Origin of the sequence: Billgrantia endophytica (assembly GCF_002879615.1) — a bacterium.
Taxonomy (GTDB): Bacteria; Pseudomonadota; Gammaproteobacteria; order Pseudomonadales; family Halomonadaceae; genus Halomonas; species Halomonas endophytica.
The window spans coordinates 34,242-52,997 of sequence record NZ_PNRF01000023.1 but is presented as its reverse complement, the minus strand read 5'-3'; the positions used below and the strand labels follow the sequence as shown (position 1 = coordinate 52,997).

16 protein-coding genes are annotated in these 18,756 nt (G+C 65.2%); 11 read left to right on the top strand and 5 right to left on the bottom strand.

The genetic code is table 11. From position 1 onward, the window contains the following. Positions 1–67 precede the first annotated feature (67 nt). From C1H69_RS11480 to C1H69_RS11470, 3 genes are all read right to left on the bottom strand, one after another. On the bottom strand, positions 68–835 hold the full coding sequence (locus tag C1H69_RS11480) for a VOC family protein (RefSeq protein ID WP_102653543.1): 768 nt from the start codon (positions 833–835) through the stop codon (positions 68–70). Positions 836–973: 138 nt separating this feature from the next. Then, positions 974–1,249: a GrxA family glutaredoxin gene (locus tag C1H69_RS11475; RefSeq protein ID WP_102653542.1), complete on the bottom strand. Its 276-nt coding sequence runs from the start codon at positions 1,247–1,249 to the stop codon at positions 974–976. A gap of 166 nt (positions 1,250–1,415) precedes the next feature. Then, positions 1,416–2,246, bottom strand: coding sequence for an inositol monophosphatase family protein (locus C1H69_RS11470; RefSeq protein WP_102653541.1), 831 nt, complete (start codon positions 2,244–2,246; stop codon positions 1,416–1,418). A gap of 101 nt (positions 2,247–2,347) precedes the next feature. Here C1H69_RS11470 and hybE point away from each other — a divergent pair, with 101 nt between their 5' ends. Both hybE and C1H69_RS11460 read left to right on the top strand, forming a co-directional pair. Beyond that, entirely contained in the window at positions 2,348–2,788 is a 441-nt protein-coding gene (hybE, locus tag C1H69_RS11465; RefSeq protein ID WP_165789462.1) for a [NiFe]-hydrogenase assembly chaperone HybE, read from the top strand. A gap of 209 nt (positions 2,789–2,997) precedes the next feature. After that, positions 2,998–3,771: a 3-hydroxybutyrate dehydrogenase gene (locus C1H69_RS11460; RefSeq protein WP_102653539.1), complete on the top strand. Its 774-nt coding sequence runs from the start codon at positions 2,998–3,000 to the stop codon at positions 3,769–3,771. Positions 3,772–3,798: 27 nt separating this feature from the next. Here the strand turns inward: C1H69_RS11460 and C1H69_RS11455 are convergent, their stop codons facing one another. After that, positions 3,799–4,338: a response regulator transcription factor gene (locus C1H69_RS11455; protein ID WP_102653538.1), complete on the bottom strand. Its 540-nt coding sequence runs from the start codon at positions 4,336–4,338 to the stop codon at positions 3,799–3,801. A gap of 15 nt (positions 4,339–4,353) precedes the next feature. Next, positions 4,354–5,640 carry an ATP-binding protein gene (locus C1H69_RS11450; protein WP_102653537.1) on the bottom strand — a complete coding sequence of 429 codons (1,287 nt, stop codon included), beginning with the start codon at positions 5,638–5,640 and terminating at the stop codon, positions 4,354–4,356. A 271-nt stretch (positions 5,641–5,911) separates the two neighbouring features. Between C1H69_RS11450 and gbdR the strand changes: the two genes are divergently transcribed. From gbdR to C1H69_RS11405, 9 genes are all read left to right on the top strand, one after another. Next, entirely contained in the window at positions 5,912–7,072 is a 1,161-nt protein-coding gene (gbdR, locus tag C1H69_RS11445; RefSeq protein WP_102653536.1) for a choline metabolism transcriptional regulator GbdR, read from the top strand. Positions 7,073–7,253: 181 nt separating this feature from the next. After that, positions 7,254–8,231 carry a dipeptidase gene (locus C1H69_RS11440; protein WP_102653535.1) on the top strand — a complete coding sequence of 326 codons (978 nt, stop codon included), beginning with the start codon at positions 7,254–7,256 and terminating at the stop codon, positions 8,229–8,231. A gap of 183 nt (positions 8,232–8,414) precedes the next feature. Next, positions 8,415–8,957, top strand: coding sequence for a 4-vinyl reductase (locus C1H69_RS11435; RefSeq protein WP_102653534.1), 543 nt, complete (start codon positions 8,415–8,417; stop codon positions 8,955–8,957). A gap of 11 nt (positions 8,958–8,968) precedes the next feature. After that, on the top strand, positions 8,969–11,053 hold the full coding sequence (gene dgcA, locus C1H69_RS11430; RefSeq protein ID WP_102653533.1) for a dimethylglycine demethylation protein DgcA: 2,085 nt from the start codon (positions 8,969–8,971) through the stop codon (positions 11,051–11,053). A gap of 123 nt (positions 11,054–11,176) precedes the next feature. Continuing rightward, positions 11,177–13,198 carry a (Fe-S)-binding protein gene (locus tag C1H69_RS11425; protein ID WP_102653532.1) on the top strand — a complete coding sequence of 674 codons (2,022 nt, stop codon included), beginning with the start codon at positions 11,177–11,179 and terminating at the stop codon, positions 13,196–13,198. Next, complete coding sequence (gene etfA / locus C1H69_RS11420) at positions 13,195–14,529, top strand: electron transfer flavoprotein subunit alpha (RefSeq protein WP_102653531.1); 1,335 nt, start codon at positions 13,195–13,197, stop codon at positions 14,527–14,529. The genes C1H69_RS11425 and etfA overlap by 4 nt, the downstream gene beginning before the upstream one ends. Next, positions 14,519–15,343 (top strand): electron transfer flavoprotein subunit beta, encoded by an 825-nt coding sequence (etfB, locus tag C1H69_RS11415; protein WP_102653530.1) that lies wholly within the window; start codon positions 14,519–14,521, stop codon positions 15,341–15,343. Before etfA ends, etfB begins: the two co-directional genes overlap by 11 nt. A 319-nt stretch (positions 15,344–15,662) precedes the next feature. Continuing rightward, on the top strand, positions 15,663–16,856 hold the full coding sequence (gene fdhA / locus C1H69_RS11410) for a formaldehyde dehydrogenase, glutathione-independent (protein ID WP_102653529.1): 1,194 nt from the start codon (positions 15,663–15,665) through the stop codon (positions 16,854–16,856). Positions 16,857–17,001: 145 nt separating this feature from the next. Continuing rightward, positions 17,002–18,756: an NADH-ubiquinone oxidoreductase-F iron-sulfur binding region domain-containing protein gene (locus C1H69_RS11405; RefSeq protein WP_240609915.1), complete on the top strand. Its 1,755-nt coding sequence runs from the start codon at positions 17,002–17,004 to the stop codon at positions 18,754–18,756.

The following is an 18,756-nucleotide window of genomic DNA, read 5'->3' as shown; positions in this document are numbered from 1 at the left end:
GCTGGGCGGTCATCCGCCGCCTTGCACAGTGTTATCCACAATTTCTGTGGATAACCGTTGGCTTGCATCAGGCGATTTCGCAGCGGGTATGGTGGGGGAGCAACAGCTCCACGGCACGCTCATGGTCGTTGCTCAGGCACTTCTGGACCAGGGCCAGACCTCCCAGGTCGATCCGATGCTCGTCGCCTGCGGCGAAGGCCAGTCGGCGGGAAGAGGTGGGGTAGAAGCGGTATTCCAGTAAAGGTGAAACCGGAAAGACGCCATGATGCCGATCCCCGCTGCCCGCGAGACCGGACTGTACCAGGCCGGCATCCAGAGTGGTCAGGTCGCTGCCGAGGCGTTCACAGTCGAAGCCGGCATGATGCATGCCTGGCCCCGTGACGGCCAGCCAGCCGGCCAGAGGATGGGCACCGTATAGCGCCTGGTAACTGCTCCAGTCTGGCATGGGCCAGGGGCGGCCGCGGCAAAGCAGGTTCTTGCCACGGGTATCCTGGGGATGTGTTCTGGCTACCAGTTCAGCCAGTATTTCCCGCGGTTGACGCGACAGGGTGCCGAGCTGGAGCTCGGCCAATACCAGCCAGGGGCCCTCATCGGGAGGTGCGAGCAGGGTAACGAGCAGGCCACGATCCGCCATCGCATAGCGTTGCAGCGGTCGATAGCCGAGATGACCGAGGGTAGGCACGAGATTGGCCGTCGCGAAAGGGGGTTCGTTCAGGGTCAGTAGCGTCAGATATTCGGCGGGCGTCTCTATCGGCCACAGGCGTAGTGCTCCCACATCCGGATGTTGGTGGATATAGTCGAGCCACAGCTGTTGGACGAACTCTTCCCGTTGCATCGTGCGTTCCCTCTGTCCTGATGACGCCGGTCATAAGGCGACAGTATAGGTGTTGACGTCTAGGGGCTTTCAACGGGAGAAGGACGCTTTGGGCACAGGCAGGGCCGGCTTGCGACGACCCTGCTGCGAAGGAGTGGTTCAGGTGGCGCGGCTCTGCTCCAGGAGCGCGTTGTCGCGTACGTACTGGTCGAATTCGGTGAATCCTCCGACATGGGCCTGGTCGACGAAAACCTGGGGCACGGTGGCGACCGGCTTGCCGATGGTCTTTTCCATATCGGCCTTGGAAATTCCCTCGGCCAGGATGTCCACGTAGCGGTGCCCCTCGATGGCGCCCGCCTTTTCCAGCCGCTCGGCAAGTGACTGCGCGCGAACGCAGAAAGAGCAGCCGGGGCGACCGAAGATCACGACGAACATGGCATGTTTCTCCTGAAAAAATGTGGCGCCATTGTGGCGTATCACTTGCATCAGCGCCAATAGCGGCCCGCTAGTCCCGTCATTGGTTCGGCCTATCGGCAGGCTGCGGCGCTCCGTTTCTGCCACCTGTTTCGTTCGGCAGTTTCGTTGAATGGGGGTGCGGGTCTCACTCTGCCCGGGACCACTGGAACTCGTTGGCGTCGGCGGCTCGAAGCAGGTCGCCGAGTTCCGCGAAGATTTCCGGTCCACTGACCAGCAGGTTTTCGCCATAGAGATCTTCCGGAATGCCTTCGGGGCATGGGTACAGATGACCCGCGCGTGCGCCCGCCTCCCGGGCGATCAGCCATCCGGCGGCAAAATCCCAGGGGGATACGGTTTCGTAGTAGGCTCCAAGCCGCCCGCAAGCGACATCGCAGAGGTCCAGCGCGGCCGAGCCGTTTCGTCGGATGTCCTGACAGTGCTCGAGCACCGTCGTCAATCGCCGCAGCAGCGGAGGGCGGCTGTCGCGTCGATAGGGAAAGCCCGTGCCGACCAGGCAATGTTGCAGGTTCGTGATTCGGCTGGCATGGATCGACTTGCCGTTGCACCAGGCGCCCTGACCATACAGGGCGGTGAAGGTTTCGCCGAGGAAAGGGGCATGCACGACGCCGAGCCGGGTCTTGCCTTCGCTGGCCCAGGCAATGGAGACCGCAACGTGATGCAGCCCGTGGGCGAAGTTGACGGTGCCGTCGATGGGGTCCACCACCCACAGGGCATCGGCGCTGGTGAGCACCGCCTTGTCCGGTGCCAACTCTTCGCTCAAGCGGGACTCGCCGGGAAGGCTGGCTTCCAGGCGCTTGCTGATCAGGGTGTCGATTTCCAGGTCTACATCGGTCACCAGTTCCTGGCCGTTCTTGTAGCGCTGGCTGAAGTCTTGCCGACAACGAGCGTCGACAATGCGCTCGCCAGCCTCCTTGGCGATCGATACGGCCAGTTCGAGGCGCTGTTGAGGGAGCATGGGCATTCCTCGTCACAGATTGAACTGCCAGAATAGCAGCCATGGCGCGCCCTTGCCGAAACGGGTGCACCGTTGTCCATCCGACGCACGAGGAGTTGCCGATGCAGGCCCTGACCCCCGAACAGTATGAGCGGCTTCGCGACCTGGCCGCGGCCTGGCAGCAGCAACAGGGCCGCGGCATGAAGGCCTCGCCCCATTACAATCCACGCTTGACCGTTGATGCGCTGTGTTTCCAGGAGCTGCCGGCCTCTCTGGACGACACGCTTAGGGAGCGGTATCTGGTGGGCGCCCTGGTGACGCCCGTCTCCCTGTCGCTTGCGCTGGTTCCCGTCGAGGCCGATAGGCCCTCTCCCGAGCCGGAATCCCGTCGCCGGTTCGCCCTGCCTTCGGGCTGCTACCCCTTCGCGGTGGAACGGTTGGGGGCCCCGCTATGGCTATGGCGCTGTGAGCTGATGACGGATCTTTCCGACATCGGGTCGTTGCACGAGGCGAGCCGACTGGCACAGCAGCTGATGGACAGGGTCATGACCCCCGAAGCCTGAGCCGGGCCAGGACATTGCCTGCCTGGGCAACCCCGCGGTCGCGAGCTGACGCTGCCCAGATCGGCTTTCCTGCCGATTCGTCACTGATGTTTGCCTTGTCTGGCCTTCACTCGCCGTCTGTTCGTACAAGACCTAGTCGAGGCATGAACAGGCGCTTATGCTGGGAGATGTGAAACTCCCCACCCACTGCCGTGTAGAAGGATTTGTTCATGACCAATGCAACGACCCCCAGTCCCCGTGTTGCCCTGGTGACCGGGACTGCCAGCGGTATCGGAGAAGCCGTGGTGCGTCAGTTCCGTGAGTTGGGCCACCAGGTACTGGCCGTTGACTTCAATGAGCAGGCCAAGGAAAAGGCCGATGCCGCCGGTGCCGCTTTCTTCCAGGCCGATCTCACCGATGGCGACGCCTGCAAGGCCGCGGTCGCCGAAGCCATCAAGCGTTTTGGTCGAGTGGACATCCTGGTCAATAATGCGGGCATCCAGCATGTCTCTCCCATCGAGGATTTTCCGGAAGCCAAGTGGCATCAGATCATTGGCCTGATGCTGACCGCGCCGTTCCTGCTTAGCCAGTCCGTCTGGCCATCGATGCGGCAGAACGGCTGGGGCCGCATCGTCAATATCGCATCGGTGCATGCCCAGGTGGCCTCGCCCGGCAAGTCCGCCTACATCAGTGCCAAGCACGGCTTGATCGGCTTGACCAGGACCGCCGCCCTGGAAGGCGGTTCACAGGGCATCACCGCCAATGCCATTTGCCCCGCCTATGTGAAAACGCCGCTGGTCGAGAACCAGATCGCCGATCAGGCAAGGCTGCACGGCATGGATGAGCAGGAGGTGATCGAGCAGATCATGCTCAAGAACGCTGCCGTGAAACGCCTGATCGAACCCGAGGAGGTGTCCGGGCTGGTTGCCTACCTGGCGTCCGATGCGGCGGGGGCCGTGACCGGCTCGAGCTGGAACATCGACCTGGGCTGGACGGCACAGTAAGCCGAGCGGAGCCGGTTTCCGACAGGCCTAGCGCCGCACCGGCCGCTTCTGCAGTTTGCGCTGCAGGGTTCGCCGGTGCATTCCCAGCGCCCGGGCCGTCGCGGAAATGTTGCCGTCATGCTCCTGCAGGACCTTCTGAATGTGCTCCCAGGCGATGCGGTTGATCGAGGGCGGATTGTCGGCCACTTCCGCGTCCGGATCACCCTGCTCGCGACCCAGGGCGACCAGGATCTCCTCCGCATCCGCTGGCTTGCACAGGTAATTGACGGCGCCGAGCTTGATCGCCTCGACGGCGGTGGCGATGCTGGAATAGCCGGTCAACACCACGACGCGGCAATTGGGGACCACTTCCAGCAGTTCGGGCAGCAGCTTCAAGCCTGAGCTTTGCTCGAGCTTGAGATCCAGGGTCGCCACTCCCGGATGGTGACGGCGGGCCAGGATCAATGCCTGCTCGGCGTCATGGGCCACCATGACATCGAATCCGCGCCTGGCCATGGCGCGGGAAAGCACATGACAGAACATTTCGTCATCATCAATGATCAGCAGGCGTGTGTCGGCGTCTTGCATGGCGTCCTCGTCGTGTCAGGCAGGGCTCGCGGTGTCTCGGGGATCACTTGACGGCAGGATGACTTCCGTCAGCGTTCCCCCGTCGGGATGATTATACAGGCTCACGCCACCACCGAAGCGGTTGATGGTGGCATGGGTGAGGAACAGACCAATCCCCATACCCTTGCTCTTGGTCGAAACGAAGGTTTCGCCGAGCTGGTCGGCGATGTCCATGGCGACACCCGGCCCATGGTCACGGATATCGAGAATCACTTCGTTGCCGTTCCAGTCCAGGCCGATATGGATATCGTCGGGGTTGGCATCCGCCGCGTTGTTGAGCAGGTTGGTGATCGCCTGCTCGAGGGTGGTATCCACCTTCAGCCATGGCGTACCGCGCTGGCCGGCGATTTCCAGTCGATGGCTGACATCCGGCCGCAGCACCAGCCAGCGCTGTACGACACCCTCCAGCCAGTCCCTGGCATCGTACACTTCCGGCTCGGCCATGCGGCGCCTGTCGGCACTCTGCACCAGGTGCTGCAACCGCGACTTGCATACATCGACCTGCTGACGCAGGAGGTCGATGTCCTTCCGCAGGGCCGGGTTGCCCTGGGCCTCCTCTCGCATCTCGCTGAGCAACACCGCCATGGTGGACAGCGGCGTGCCGAGCTCATGCGCCGTTCCGGCGGCCTGGGTTGCCACCGCCACCACCTGTTCATTGCGCAGGGCCGCCTCCCGGGTGCGCGACAGGGCCTGGTCCCGGCTGCGCAGGGCATGGGCCATCTTGTAGATGAAGAACGTGACCAGGCCCGCGGAAAGGGCAAAGTTGAGCCACATGCCCAGAATATGCAGATTGACGCTCTCGTCGCCGTGATGGTGCGTGAGCTGGGGGACCGGATGGTAGTCGAACATCAGCATCGTATAGGAAGCCATGGCTGCCGATGCGATGATCCAGGCATAGCGCCAGGGCAGGGTGGCGGCGGCGATGGTCACCGGCACCAGGTAGTAATTGATGAAGGGATTGGTGGAGCCACCGGTGAAATAGAACAGCAATGTCAGGCCCAGCACATCGGCCAGGAGATGGAGCACGTACTCGCTATGGTTGACCACCCATTGACGCCCCAGTCGCCACCAGGTAAAGAGGTTGATCAGACCCATGGAGACGATGACGCCGATGACGGCCACTACCTTCAGCTCGAAGTGGAGCAGCTCCACGCCGATGACGATGGCTGCCAGAAAGCCTGTCCATGTAATACCGCGAACGATGGTCAGACGAACCAGGTTGCGGCTGGGCGTTGACAGCGGCAGGGGAGGGGCGGCAGACATGGCGGCTCCGTTGCAGGACATTGGGGAGCATGATACCCCGCCGGGACGCGTCAGTCAGAGCCGAAGGGAGCCGGCTGATTGTCACACTCAATGAGACGCCGTTCCTGATAGAGAAAAATACGATAGGCCGTGGGTGTCGGGTTTCGATACCGTGTAAAAAGGCATGCCGATGGACGACAGGATGTCGCTGTCGGGTCAGTGCGGCAAACGACAAGAACAGGGCAGGGAGCGGTGAGATCGTATCGAACCATAGCTGCTCGGGAGATAGACCATGACGAGTTCATCAAAGCCCCCTGTCGGCGGCAGGATTCCATCCGGCGGGGGCGACGGGATCAAGACCCAGACGATCGGTTTCCTGCTGCTGGACAACTTCACCCTGATCTCCCTGGCGTCGGCCATCGAGCCCCTGCGCATGGCCAATCAGCTGGCGGGGCATGAGCTCTACCGCTGGTACACCCTGACGGTCGATGGTGAGCCGGTGAGCGCCAGCGATGGCCTCAAGGTGACACCGGACGTCTCCATCCGCACCTCGCTGGGGTTGGATATGGTGGTGGTATGCGGAGGCGTCGGGCCGCATCGCAGCGTGCAGCGCGAACATGTGGTCTGGCTGCAGGGCCAGGCCCGGCTCTCGCGACGCCTGGGGGCCATCTGTACCGGTAGTTGGGCGCTAGCCAAGGCCGGGCTGCTCGATGGTTACGATGTCAGTACCCATTGGGAGTGCATGGCGGCGATGCGCGAGGCCTTTCCCAGGATCGAACTCACCACGCGGTTATTTTGCATCGACCGTGACCGTGCCACCTCTTCCGGCGGCACGGCACCGCTGGACATGATGCTCAACCTGATTGCCAAGGACCACGGGCGTGAACTGTCGGCGGGTATCTCCGAAATGTTCATCTGCGAGCGCGTGCGCAATGAGCAGGATCAGCAGCGTATCCCCCTGCGCCATGTGCTCGGCACCACCCAGCCCAAACTGCTCGAGATCGTGGCCCTGATGGAAGCCAACCTGGAAGAGCCCATCGGCCTTGACGAACTGGCCAGCTACGTCAATGTCTCCCGGCGCCAGCTGGAGAGGTTGTTCCAGAAGAACCTCCATTGCTCGCCTTCACGCTATTACCTCAAGCTGCGGCTCACCAGGGCGCGGCAGTTGCTCAAGCAGACGGCCATGTCGATCATCGAGGTGGCCTCGGCCTGCGGCTTCGTGTCGACCCCCCATTTTTCCAAATGCTACCGCGAGTTCTTCGGCTTCCCTCCGAGGGACGAGCGAATCGGCAACCTCCAGCCGATGGTACGCCTGAAGGACAAGCAGGCCGATAGGCTATTCTGCGGTGCCGCCTTCGAGGCGATCCCCGGTGAGCCGATTTCCAGTGCCATGGCCGCCCTCGACCAGGCGCGTGGGGAACCGACCTATGCGAGTGTGGCGGTCACCAAGTAGCGAGGCCTTTGGCCCCTTTGCCTGGGTTCTCTCGTAGGGCCGGCACGACATGCATGGGAAAGAGGTCGTTTTTGCGACAGGCATGACGTAATTGGAATCCTCTCCGTCGCTTCCAGCCTTCGTGCGGGAAGCCTGCCGGCGCTATGCTGCCGGCAGGCAACGACAACACGGAGAACCGGCCATGACCCCCACCGACCTGCACCAGGATGCCATCGTCATCGATGGCTTGATCATCGCCAAATGGAACCGCGAGCTGTTCGAGGACATGCGTCGCGGCGGCCTGACGGCGGCCAATTGCACCGTCTCGGTGTGGGAAGGCTTCCAGGCCACCGTCGACAACATCGTCAAGTCCAACCAACTGATGGCCGAGTGCAGCGACCTGGTGCGCCCGGTACGCACCACCGCCGACATCACCCGGGCCAAGGAAGAGGGCAAGACCGGCATCCTCTTCGGTTTCCAGAACGCCCATGCCTTCGAGGACCAGATCGGCTATGTCGAGGTTTTCAAGCAGCTCGGCGTGGGCATCGTGCAACTGTGCTACAACACCCAGAACCTGGTGGGTACCGGCTGCTACGAGCGTGATGGCGGGCTCTCGGGCTTCGGCCGAGAGATCGTTGCCGAGATGAATCGGGTCGGCATCATGTGCGATCTCTCCCACGTGGGTTCGACGACCTCCGAGGAAGTGATCCTCGAATCCCGCAAGCCGGTCTGCTATTCCCACTGCCTGCCGTCAGGCCTCAAGGAGCATCCGCGCAACAAGTCCGACGCCGAGCTCAAGTTCATCGCCGACCACGGCGGCTTCGTCGGTGTCACCATGTTCACGCCCTTCCTGCGTGCCGGCATCGACGCGACCATCGACGACTACGTCGAGGCGATCGAATACGTGATGAACATCGTCGGCGAGGACGCCATCGGTATCGGCACCGACTTCACCCAGGGTCACGGCCAGGACTTCTTCGAGTGGCTGACCCACGACAAGGGCTATGCCCGCCGCCTGACCCGCTTCGGCAAGATCATCAATCCCGAGGGCATTCGCACCATCGGCGAGTTCCCCAATCTCACCGAGGCGCTGCTCAGGCGTGGAATGAGCGAGTCCCAGGTGCGCAAGATCATGGGCGGGAACTGGGTGCGCGTGCTCAAGGATGTGTGGGGAAGCTGATCGGCAGCCGCGGTGGGGATTGCTCCTGCCCAAAGACGCGGCTTTACCGGCGATAGGTCTAGGAGGGGGCGCTGTAAACCCTTCCCTGGGCGCTACTTTTGCCATCCATGGCAAAAGACCCCCTCCACGACCTATCCCCGGCGCCGCTCACCTTGCAGAACAACGATTTCGAGGAATACGACCGTGACCAAGATGGCCCCCGAGCTGCCCATCGAGGTGGACAGCGAAACAGGTGTCTGGACCACCGACGCCCTGCCGATGCTCTACGTGCCGCGGCACTTCTTCATCAACAATCATATCGCCGTGGAGGAGGCCCTGGGCGCCGGCAAGTATGCCGAGATTCTCTACCGCGCCGGCTACAAGAGCGCCTGGCACTGGTGCGAGAAGGAGGCCGAGCTGCACGGTCTGGCAGGCGTGGAGGTCTTCGAGCACTACATGAAACGGCTCTCACAGCGCGGCTGGGGCAGGTTCGTCACCGAGTCGATCGATCTGCAGGCCGGCACCGCCCGAGTGCGCCTGGAGCACAGCGCCTTCGTCTACCAGCTCGGCAAGACCGGCACCAAGGTCGATTACATGTTCACCGGCTGGTTCGCCGGGGCCATGGACCAGGCCCTCGCGGCCCGCGGCAGCTCGCTGCGCACCGTGGCCGAGCAGACCCAGAGCGGTGCCGAAGCGGGCTGCGAGGTGGGCTATTTCGTGGTCAAGCCGCTGGCGCAGCAAGGTTAGGGGGTATCTCCATGGCATTCGACGCGATCTTCCAGCCGGTCCAGATCGGCAAGCTCACCATCCGCAACCGGGTGGTCAGCACCGCCCATGCCGAGGTCCACGCCACCGACGGCGGCATGACCACCGAGCGTTACGTCAGGTACTACGAGGAGAAAGCCAAGGGTGGCTGCGGGCTATGTATCTGCGGCGGGTCGTCGGTGGTTTCCATCGACAGTCCCCAGGCCTGGTGGAGCTCGGTGAACCTGACCACCGACCGTATCATTCCGCACTTCCAGAACCTTGCCGATGCCGTGCACCGGCATGGCGGCAAGATCATGATCCAGATCACCCATATGGGTCGCCGCTCACGCTGGGACGGCTTCGACTGGCCGGCCCTGGTGTCGCCTTCCGGCATCCGCGAACCGGTGCACCGCTCGACCTGCAAGACCATCGAGGAGGAGGAAATCTGGCGCATCGTCGGCGACTTCGCACAGGCCGCGCGGCGGGCCAAGGAAGGGGGACTCGACGGCGTCGAGCTCTCCGCCGTGCATCAGCACCTGATCGACCAGTTCTGGAGCCCACGGGTCAACAAGCGCAGCGACCAGTGGGGCGGCAGCTTCGAAAACCGCATGCGCTTCGGCCTGGAAGTGCTCAAGGCGGTGCGCGCCGAGGTTGGCGACGACTTCGTGGTCGGCATGCGCATCTGCGGCGACGAGTTTCACCCCGACGGCCTGACGCACGAGGACATGAAGCGGATCGCCGCCTACTACGATGCCACCGGCCAGGTCGACTTCTTCGGTGTGGTCGGCTCCGGCTGCGATACCCACAACTCGCTGGCCAACGTGATTCCCAACATGTCCTATCCGCCGGAGCCCTTCCTGCACCTGGCGGCGGGCATCAGGGAAGTGGTCGGCGTGCCGGTGATCCATGCCCAGAACATCAAGGATCCCAACCAGGCGCAGCGTATCCTGGAGGGCGGCTACGTGGACCTGGTCGGCATGACCCGGGCGCATATCGCCGACCCGCACCTGATCGCCAAGATCAAGATGGGCCAGGTGGACCGGATCAAGCAGTGCGTCGGTGCCAACTACTGCATCGACAGACAGTATCAGGGCCTCGATGTGCTGTGCATCCAGAACGCGGCGACGTCCCGGGAGTACATGGGCTTGCCGCATATCATCGAGAAAACCGAAGGGCCCAAGCGCCGTGTGGTCGTGGTGGGCGGTGGCCCCGGCGGCATGGAGGCGGCCAAGGTGGCCGCCGAGCGCGGCCATGAGGTGACGCTGTTCGAAGCGGCCGACAGTCTTGGCGGGCAGATCACCATTGCCTCGAAGGCCCCGCAGCGCGACCAGATCGCCGGCATCACCCGCTGGTACCAACTGGAACTGGCGCGGCTCAAGGTCGACCTGCGCCTGGGCACCCGCGCCGACGAGGCGACGATTCAGGATCTTCGCCCGGATATCGTGGTGCTGGCCACCGGTGGCCAGCCGTTCATGACCCAGAACCCGGCGTGGGGGTATTCGGAGAATGCAGAGGAGAGCCTGGTGGTCAGCGCCTGGGACATCCTCTCGGGCAAGGCGGCGCCGGGCAGGAACGTGCTGGTCTTTGACGCCATCTGCGAGTTTTCCGGGGTTTCGGCGGCGGACTACCTGGCCGACAAGGGTGCCAGGGTCGAGATCGTCACCGACGACATCAAGCCCGGCGCGGCGGTGGGGGGCACCACCTTCCCCACCTACTACCGCAGCCTCTACGAGAAGGAGGTGATCATGACCTCCGACCTGATGCTGCACAAGGTCTACCGCGAGGGAGAGAGCCTGGTGGCGGTGCTCGAGAACGAGTACACCGGCGTCCAGGAGGAGCGGGTGGTCGATCAGGTGGTGGTGGAGAACGGCGTGCGGCCGGATGAGTCGCTCTATTACGCCCTCAAGGCGCAGTCGCGCAATGGGGGACAGGTGGACCTGGAGGCACTCTATGCCGCCAGGCCGCAGCCCTGCCTGGCGGAGGAGAGAGGCGAGGCGGGGGACGGCTTCCTGCTGTTCCGGCTGGGCGACTGCGTGGCGCCGCGCAATACCCATGCGGCCATTTACGACGCCCTGCGGATCTGCAAGGACTTCTGAGTGAAAGCTATTGCGCTCGAGGATGGCCCTCGGCCGGCAACGCCGACATTTGCGTGCTCCCCCTGCCACCACCTTTTCGCATCCAACGTCGAATCACCATTCCCAGCCTGCGAGGTGAGCGAGATGCCCGAAACCCTGCTGCCGATACTTATCTTCTCCGCCCTGGCCCTGGCGGTAATCGGCGCCTGGCGGCGTATCCGCCTATGGCGTCAGGGGCGGCCCGCCGAGGTCGACCTGCTCCAGGGCCTGGCCGCCATGCCGCGCCGCTACCTGGTCGACCTGCACCACGTGGTGGCCCGCGACAGGGCGATGTCTCACACTCACGTGGCCACCGCCGGCGGCTTCGTGGCGGCCGCGGTGCTGATGATCCTGGTGCACGGCCTGGGGTGGACGAACCCGCTGCTGGGGGGGGGGCTGCTCGTGGCCAGTGCCACCATGTTCGTCGGCAGCCTGTTCGTGGCCAAGCGTCGGTGCGACCCGCCCGCACGTCTTTCCAGAGGGCCCTGGATGCGCCTGCCCAAGAGCCTGATGGCCTTCTCGGGTGGCGTCTTCCTGATCACCCTGTCGACGCTGGGCCTGCTGCCCGTAGAGGCGGGGCACTGGCTCGCGGCCCTGGTCCTGGCCGGGTTGGTGACCTGGGGCCTGGGCGAGCTGTTCCTCGGCATGACCTGGGGCGGCCCCATGAAGCACGCCTTCGCCGGCGCCCTGCACCTGGCCTTCCACCGCCGCCCCGAGCGCTTCTCCGCCAAGGGTGGCGGCACCGGGCGTTCCACCGGTCTCAAGGCGCTGGATCTCGACGATACCGCAGTGCCGCTGGGCGTGGAGACGCCCGGCGACTTCACCTGGAACCAGCTACTCGGCTTCGATGCCTGCGTGCAGTGCGGGCGCTGCGAGGTGGCCTGTCCAGCCTTCGCCGCCGGCCAGCCCCTCAACCCCAAGAAGCTGATCCAGGATATGGTGGTGGGCATGGCCGGAGGGAGCGATGCGAACTATGCCGGCTCCGCGTACCCTTCACCAGGGCTTGGGGGCAAACCGGTAGGGGAGCACTCACTTGAACGGTATGGCAGCCCCCATGGGCCCATCGTGGCGCGTGAAGGGACGGCGCTCGTCGATGCCGGGACGCTATGGTCGTGCACCACCTGCCGCGCCTGCGTGGAGGAGTGTCCGATGATGATCGAGCACGTCGATGCCATCGTCGACATGCGTCGCTTCCTGACCCTGGAGCGGGGCAATACCCCGGGCAAGGGCGCCGAGGTGCTCGACAACCTGATCGCCACCGACAACCCCGGCGGCTTCGATCCCGGCTCACGGCTTCACTGGGCGGCGGACCTCGACCTGCCGCTGATGGCGGATGTACAGCAGGCCGAGGTGCTGCTGTGGCTGGGCGATGGCGCCTTCGACATGCGCAATCAGCGCACCCTGCGGGCCCTGGTGAAGATCCTGCGCGCCGCCGGCGTCGACTTTGCCGTGCTCGGCACCGAGGAGCGCGACAGCGGTGACGTGGCCCGGCGCCTGGGCGACGAGGCCACCTTCCAGAGCCTGGCCCGGCGCAATATCGCCACCCTGTCGAAGTACCGCTTCCAGCGCATCGTCACCTGCGACCCCCACAGCTTCCATGTGCTGGGTAACGAGTATGGCGACTTTTATCCGCAAGGTCGGGATGGCCGCTATGACGTGGCCCACCACAGCACCTTCATCAGCGAGCTGCATGAGGGGGGGCGCCTGACCTTCAGGCCCTGGAAGGGGGGTAGCGTCACCTATCACGACCCCTGCTACCTGGGGCGCTACAACGGCGAGTATGAGGCACCCCGCAAGGTGCTCGCGGCGCTGGGTATCCAGGTGGCGGAAATGGCGCGCTCGGGGTTCCGTTCGCGCTGCTGTGGCGGCGGTGGCGGGGCGCCGATCACCGACATTCCCGGCAAGCAGCGGATTCCCGATATGCGCATGAACGACGTCAAGGAGACCGGTGCCGAGCTGGTGGCGGTGGGCTGCCCGCAGTGTACCGCCATGCTGGAGGGCGTGGTGGATGCCGGCGCCGAGGTGCGTGATATCGCCGAACTGGTGGCCGAGGCCCTGGTCGAGCATTCCACGACCCAGGGCACTGTCCGGGCAAGTCGGCCGGCTACCGAGGAGGCGATACCATGAACCGGGAGATCGATACGATACGCCGCGACCCACGCCGCGAGTGGATTGCCCGCAATCGCCTGCACCCCGAGCACCTGGGCGTGCTGGCGGAACTTGGCAGGCAGGGCGCATCTGCGGCAACCGAGTGGATGGGCCCCAATGGCGTGATCCGCAAGAACCCCCATGCGCCGGGTTTCACTGGCCCCAACGGTCTCAAGCGCATCGACCGCAGCGGGGTCCAGCAGGCTGCCGCGGCGGGACGTGGAGCCGGCCATAGGATGGTGGCCGCCGATGAGCGGCGGCGTGTCACGATCGAGGCCCCGGCCTTCCTGGTGGCGGTGGTGCCAGACATGCCCGGTGGGCGTCTCTCCAGCCACGACCGTGACCTGCTGGGCCTGGCCCGACAGTTGGCCGATGCCGACCCGGCGCGTCCCTGCGCCGTGCTGGCCGTGGCATTCGGCGAGCACAACCGCGAGGGGGGCGGCGAGCTGAAAGAGCAGGCCTTCGCCGAGGCGGGTGTCGATCGCCTGTTGACTATCGAGGGGGACGGCCACACAGGCTTTGTCCCCGAGGCGTGGCTGGCAGGGCTCGTGGCCGTGGAGCGCGAGCTCGCGCCGCGCCACTGGCTGCTGCCCGACTCCGCCCTGGGCGGTGCCGACCTGGGCCGCCGCCTGGCCGCACGCCTGGGCGAACGACCGGCCACCGGCGTCTGGCAGGTCGATGCCGATGCCACGGCGCCGTCGGGCTGGCGCTGCACCGCGCGGGGTGCGGTCGATCGCCTGGATATACAGCGGCCCCTGCCGCGGGTCGTTCTGGCCCTGGCCGAGTGCGCCGAGCCGGTCAGCGAGACCCGCCACGCCGCCGAGGCCATGACGCTGAGCCAGTCTCCACCGGAGGCGCTTTCACGCATCGAGGACCTCGGCCAGGTGGCCGTCGACCCGGCCGGTGTGGCGCTGGCCGAGGCGGAGTTCATTCTCTCCGCCGGCAACGGCGTCAAGGACTGGGAGGGCTTTCACCATGCCGCCAGAATGCTGGGCGCCACCGAAGGCGCCTCGCGAGTGGCGGTGGACGATGGCTTCATGCCCCGCGACCGCCAGGTGGGCGCCACCGGCACCTGGGTCACCGCCCGGGTCTATGTGGCGGTGGGTATCAGCGGCGCCATCCAGCATCTGCAGGGGATCCAGGGGTGCGACAAGGTGGTGGCCATCAACCGGGACTCCGGCTGCGACATGATCAAGCGCGCCGACCTGGCGGTGATCGGCGATTCGTCGAGCATTCTCGCGGCGCTGGTCGACGTGCTGGAGCGCGACCCGGCATTGACCAGGAAAGGAGAAAAACAGGATGCAGCCTGAATCACGAGGCCTGGAAGTGGCGGTGCTGGTTTCCGTGGGCCGCCACCCGGTCACCGGTCGGGCACGTCGTGCCGATCAGGACGCCCGTGGCCTGGAACTGGCCTTGTCGTTGGCCGCGTTCCGCCCGGACTCCCGGGTGCGTCTGCTGCATGCCGGCCAGCGCGACGACGATAACGAGACGGCCCTGCGTGGTTACCTGGGTATGGCCAGAGGCGTTGGCACAGGGCTTGAACGACTGACCCTGCTGGAGCAGCCCGAAGGGGCCGATGTGGTGCCAGCCCTGGCCGAGCGCCTCGCCGCGACGCCGCCGCAACTGGTCGTCACCGGGGCCCGAGCCGAGCAGGGCGAGGGCTCGGGGCTTCTGCCCTATGTCCTGGCCGAGCGGTTGGGCTGGCCGTTGGTCAATGGCCTGGTCGAGGTGGAGTCCATCGAAGACGACCGGATGACCCTGCTGCAGGCCCTGCCGCGGGGGCAGCGCCGGCGCATTCAGGTGCGCCTGCCGGCTGTCGTTACCGTGGACGGTGCCGCCGCGCCGGCACGCCAGAGCGCCTTTGGCCCGGCACGCCGCGGTAGCATCAAGGTCGAGGCGGCCCTGGCAGTGCCGGACGAGGCCTTCGCCGGGTGGACGTTGTCACCGGCGCGCAAGCGCCCCCGGCGGCTGAAGATCGTCAAGTCGGCCTCGGCTCGCGACCGCTTCAAGGCCGCCGCGGGCAAGGCGCAGGGCGGCGGTGGGCAGCTGCTCACCGACGTGACCCCGGAGCAGGCTGCCGAGGCGATCCTCAGGCTACTCGAGGAGGAGGGCGTGATGCGCTAGGCTCTGTACGAAAACTGTCTGCGCTCGCCCATACAGCGTTAAAAATCGGCTCAAAGTACTCATTTACACTGCGTAAACTCCGTCTTTGGACTCGCGACGTCCATGTCGCTCGCTCTCCGAGCAGCGGAGCTGCCCAAATCGGCTTTCCTGCCGATTTTTGCCTTGTCTGGCCATCGCTCGTCGACTTTTCGTACAAAGCCTATTACTTGCCTTGCGATGTCTCGCACAGGCATGCCGGTGCCTCTGTCAGGCAAGTGCCGAGTCCGGGAAGGCCTAGGCTGGAGACGCGAAACCCTCATAACAATGACAGGAGCCAGCCATGAGCCAAGCCAATCGTGGGGTCGTCTACATGGGCCCCGGCAAGGTCGAGGTGCAGCCGATTCCCTTCCCCGAACTGGCGCTGGGCAAGCGCAAGTGCGAGCACGGTGTGATCCTCAAGGTGATCACCACCAATATCTGCGGCAGCGACCAGCACATGGTGCGCGGGCGCACCACGGCCCCGAAGGGCCTGGTGCTGGGGCATGAGATCACCGGCGAAGTGATCGAGTGCGGCCGCGACGTGGAGTTCGTCAAGGCCGGTGATATCGTCTCGGTGCCCTTCAACATCGCCTGCGGACGCTGCCGCAACTGCAAGGAGGGCAGGACCGGGATTTGCCTCAACGTCAACCCGGCGCGTCCCGGGGCGGCCTACGGCTATGTCGACATGGGTGGCTGGGTCGGCGGCCAGACCGAATACGTCATGGTGCCCTACGCCGACTTCAACCTGCTCACGTTCCCCGACCGCGATATCGCCCTGGAAAAGATCGGCGACCTGACGCTGCTGTCGGACATCTTCCCCACCGGTTTCCACGGTTGCGTGTCCGCCGGCGTGGGGCCGGGGAGCACCGTCTATATCGCTGGTGCCGGGCCGGTCGGGCTGGCGGCGGCGGTTTCCGCCCAACTGCTGGGAGCGGCCTGCGTCATCGTCGGCGACATGAATCCCGAGCGTCTCGATCAGGCGAGGAGCTTCGGCTGCGAGACCCTGGACCTGCGCCAGGATACGCCGATGGCCGACATGCTGGAGCCGCTCCTCGGTGAGCGGGAGGTGGACTGCGCGGTGGATGCCGTGGGCTTCGAGGCGCGTTGCCATGGCCATGACCATTCGCACGAGCAGCCGGCGGCCGTGCTCAACGCCTGCATGGACATCACCCGGGCCGGCGGCCAGATCGGTATTCCCGGCCTCTACGTCACCGAAGACCCGGGGGCCGAAAGCGACGAGGCCAAGCACGGCAACCTGTCGATGCGACTCGGGTTGGGCTGGGCCAAGTCCCACTCCTTCCATACCGGCCAGTGCCCGGTGATGAAATACCATCGTCAGTTGATGCAGGCGATCCTCTTCGACAGGGTACGGATCGCCAAGGCGGTCAACGTTCAGGTGATCTCACTGGATGAGGCGCCCCGTGGCTATGCCGACTTCGATGGGGGCGTGGCCAAGAAATTCGTCATCGATCCCCACGGCAGCGTGGCTGCCTGATACCACCGGCGACGACCATGCCCGTCGAAGCGGGTTCGTGATGGGCCTCGGTTCGGGCCGAGGCTCATCCGGCGAGGCCCCGTCGATACGGAACAAGGCCGGCATACCGGACACATTGTCCTAGTATAGGGAATGACACCATGAGATGACCGATACCAACAAGACACGATACGAGCCCGCCATGACCGCCCAGACCGTGAACCCCAAGCGCCGCTTTCGCGGCAAGCCCCGCGGCCGCGAACTCGACAACGACGAGCTTTCAGCACTGCGCCAGTTGCTCGGCGACGAGCGTGACCACCCGGACCTGTGCCGCCGCGACCTGCTGATCGAGCACCTCCATGCGATCCAGGACGGGCGCGGGCACCTGCCCTTGACGGCACTGCGCGCCCTGGCCAGCTACATGAACCTGCCCATGGCCGCGATCTACGAGACGGCAACCTTCTACGCCCATTTCGATGTGATCCACGACGATCAACGGGCGCCGCCCGCGATCACGCTGCGGGTCTGTGATTCCCTTTCGTGTCGGCTCGCCGGCGCCGACGCGCTCAGGGCCCGGCTCGAGGCGGGTCTCGATGCGTCCGAGGTGCGCGTGCTGCGGGCTCCCTGTGTGGGTCGCTGCGAGACCGCACCGGTGGTGGAAGTGGGGCATCGCCATCTGGGGCATGCCACGTCCGAGCGTGTCGCGGCGACGCTGGCAACGGGGGAACTGCATCCCGAGCCGATCGACTGGTCGCGCCTTGTCGACTACCGGGCCGCTGGCGGCCATGCCCTGCTGGCGGACTGCCGTGCCGGACGCGTTTCCGTCGAAGCATTGATGCACGAGATGGAAGAGGCCGGCCTGCGCGGGCTGGGTGGCGCGGGCTTTCCGACCTTCCGAAAATGGCATTTCGTGCGTGCCGAGCCCGGTCCACGCTACTGCGTCATCAATGCCGACGAGGGCGAGCCCGGTACCTTCAAGGATCGCTATTACCTGGAACGCGAACCGCACCGCTTCCTGGAGGGTGCCCTGGTCAGCGCCTGGGCCGTGGAGGCCGAGGCGCTCTACATCTACCTGCGTGACGAGTACCCCGGGCTGCACCGGGTGCTGCGCGAGGCCATCGGTGAGCTGGAAACGGCCGGATTGATCGCCCCCGGCTACGTGGTGCTGCGGCGTGGCGCCGGGGCCTACATCTGTGGCGAGGAGTCGGCGTTGATCGAGTCGCTGGAGGGCAAGCCGGGCAAGCCCCGCCACCGCCCGCCTTTCGTTGCCCAGAAGGGCCTCTTCGACCGCCCGACCCTGGTCAACAACGTGGAAACCGTTTACTGGATTCCGCTCATTCACACGCGTGGCGCCGAATGGTTCGCCAGCCAGGGGCGGCACGGGCGCAAGGGGCTGCGCAGCTTTTCGGTCTCCGGCCGGGTCCGCTATCCAGGGGTACATCTGGCGCCGGCCGGAATCACCTTGCGCGAGCTGGTCGATGAGTACTGTGGCGGCATGGCGGAGGGCCACGGCCTGCTGGGCTATCTGCCGGGTGGTGCATCAGGCGGGATCCTGCCGGCGAGCAAGGCGGATATCCCGCTGGATTTCGACACCCTGCAGGAGCACGGCTGCTTCATCGGCTCCGCTGCCGTCATTGTGCTGTCTGACCAGGATGACCTGCGTGGGGTCGCGACCAGCCTGCTGGCCTTCTTTGCCGATGAATCCTGTGGCCAGTGCACGCCGTGCCGGGTCGGCAGCGAGAAGATGCTGGCCCTGCTGGAGCGCGAGGAGTGGGATGCCGCGGCGCTCACGCGCCTGTCGCAGGTGATGATGGACGCCTCGATCTGCGGGTTGGGGCAGGCGGCACCCAACCCGGTGCTGGGCCTGCTCAAGGATTTTCGCCCCGAGCTGGCCAACCAGAACCTGATCATCAGGGGGTAG

Coding starts and splice junctions, on each gene's coding strand:
- C1H69_RS11480 (WP_102653543.1), bottom strand. CDS start 835: ATGCAACGGGAAGAGTTCGTCCAACAGCTGTGGCTCGACTATATCCAC.
- C1H69_RS11475 (WP_102653542.1), bottom strand. CDS start 1,249: ATGTTCGTCGTGATCTTCGGTCGCCCCGGCTGCTCTTTCTGCGTTCGC.
- C1H69_RS11470 (WP_102653541.1), bottom strand. CDS start 2,246: ATGCTCCCTCAACAGCGCCTCGAACTGGCCGTATCGATCGCCAAGGAG.
- hybE (WP_165789462.1), top strand. CDS start 2,348: ATGCAGGCCCTGACCCCCGAACAGTATGAGCGGCTTCGCGACCTGGCC.
- C1H69_RS11460 (WP_102653539.1), top strand. CDS start 2,998: ATGACCAATGCAACGACCCCCAGTCCCCGTGTTGCCCTGGTGACCGGG.
- C1H69_RS11455 (WP_102653538.1), bottom strand. CDS start 4,338: ATGCAAGACGCCGACACACGCCTGCTGATCATTGATGATGACGAAATG.
- C1H69_RS11450 (WP_102653537.1), bottom strand. CDS start 5,640: ATGTCTGCCGCCCCTCCCCTGCCGCTGTCAACGCCCAGCCGCAACCTG.
- gbdR (WP_102653536.1), top strand. CDS start 5,912: ATGACGAGTTCATCAAAGCCCCCTGTCGGCGGCAGGATTCCATCCGGC.
- C1H69_RS11440 (WP_102653535.1), top strand. CDS start 7,254: ATGACCCCCACCGACCTGCACCAGGATGCCATCGTCATCGATGGCTTG.
- dgcA (WP_102653533.1), top strand. CDS start 8,969: ATGGCATTCGACGCGATCTTCCAGCCGGTCCAGATCGGCAAGCTCACC.
- C1H69_RS11425 (WP_102653532.1), top strand. CDS start 11,177: ATGCCCGAAACCCTGCTGCCGATACTTATCTTCTCCGCCCTGGCCCTG.
- etfA (WP_102653531.1), top strand. CDS start 13,195: ATGAACCGGGAGATCGATACGATACGCCGCGACCCACGCCGCGAGTGG.
- etfB (WP_102653530.1), top strand. CDS start 14,519: ATGCAGCCTGAATCACGAGGCCTGGAAGTGGCGGTGCTGGTTTCCGTG.
- fdhA (WP_102653529.1), top strand. CDS start 15,663: ATGAGCCAAGCCAATCGTGGGGTCGTCTACATGGGCCCCGGCAAGGTC.
- C1H69_RS11405 (WP_240609915.1), top strand. CDS start 17,002: ATGACCGATACCAACAAGACACGATACGAGCCCGCCATGACCGCCCAG.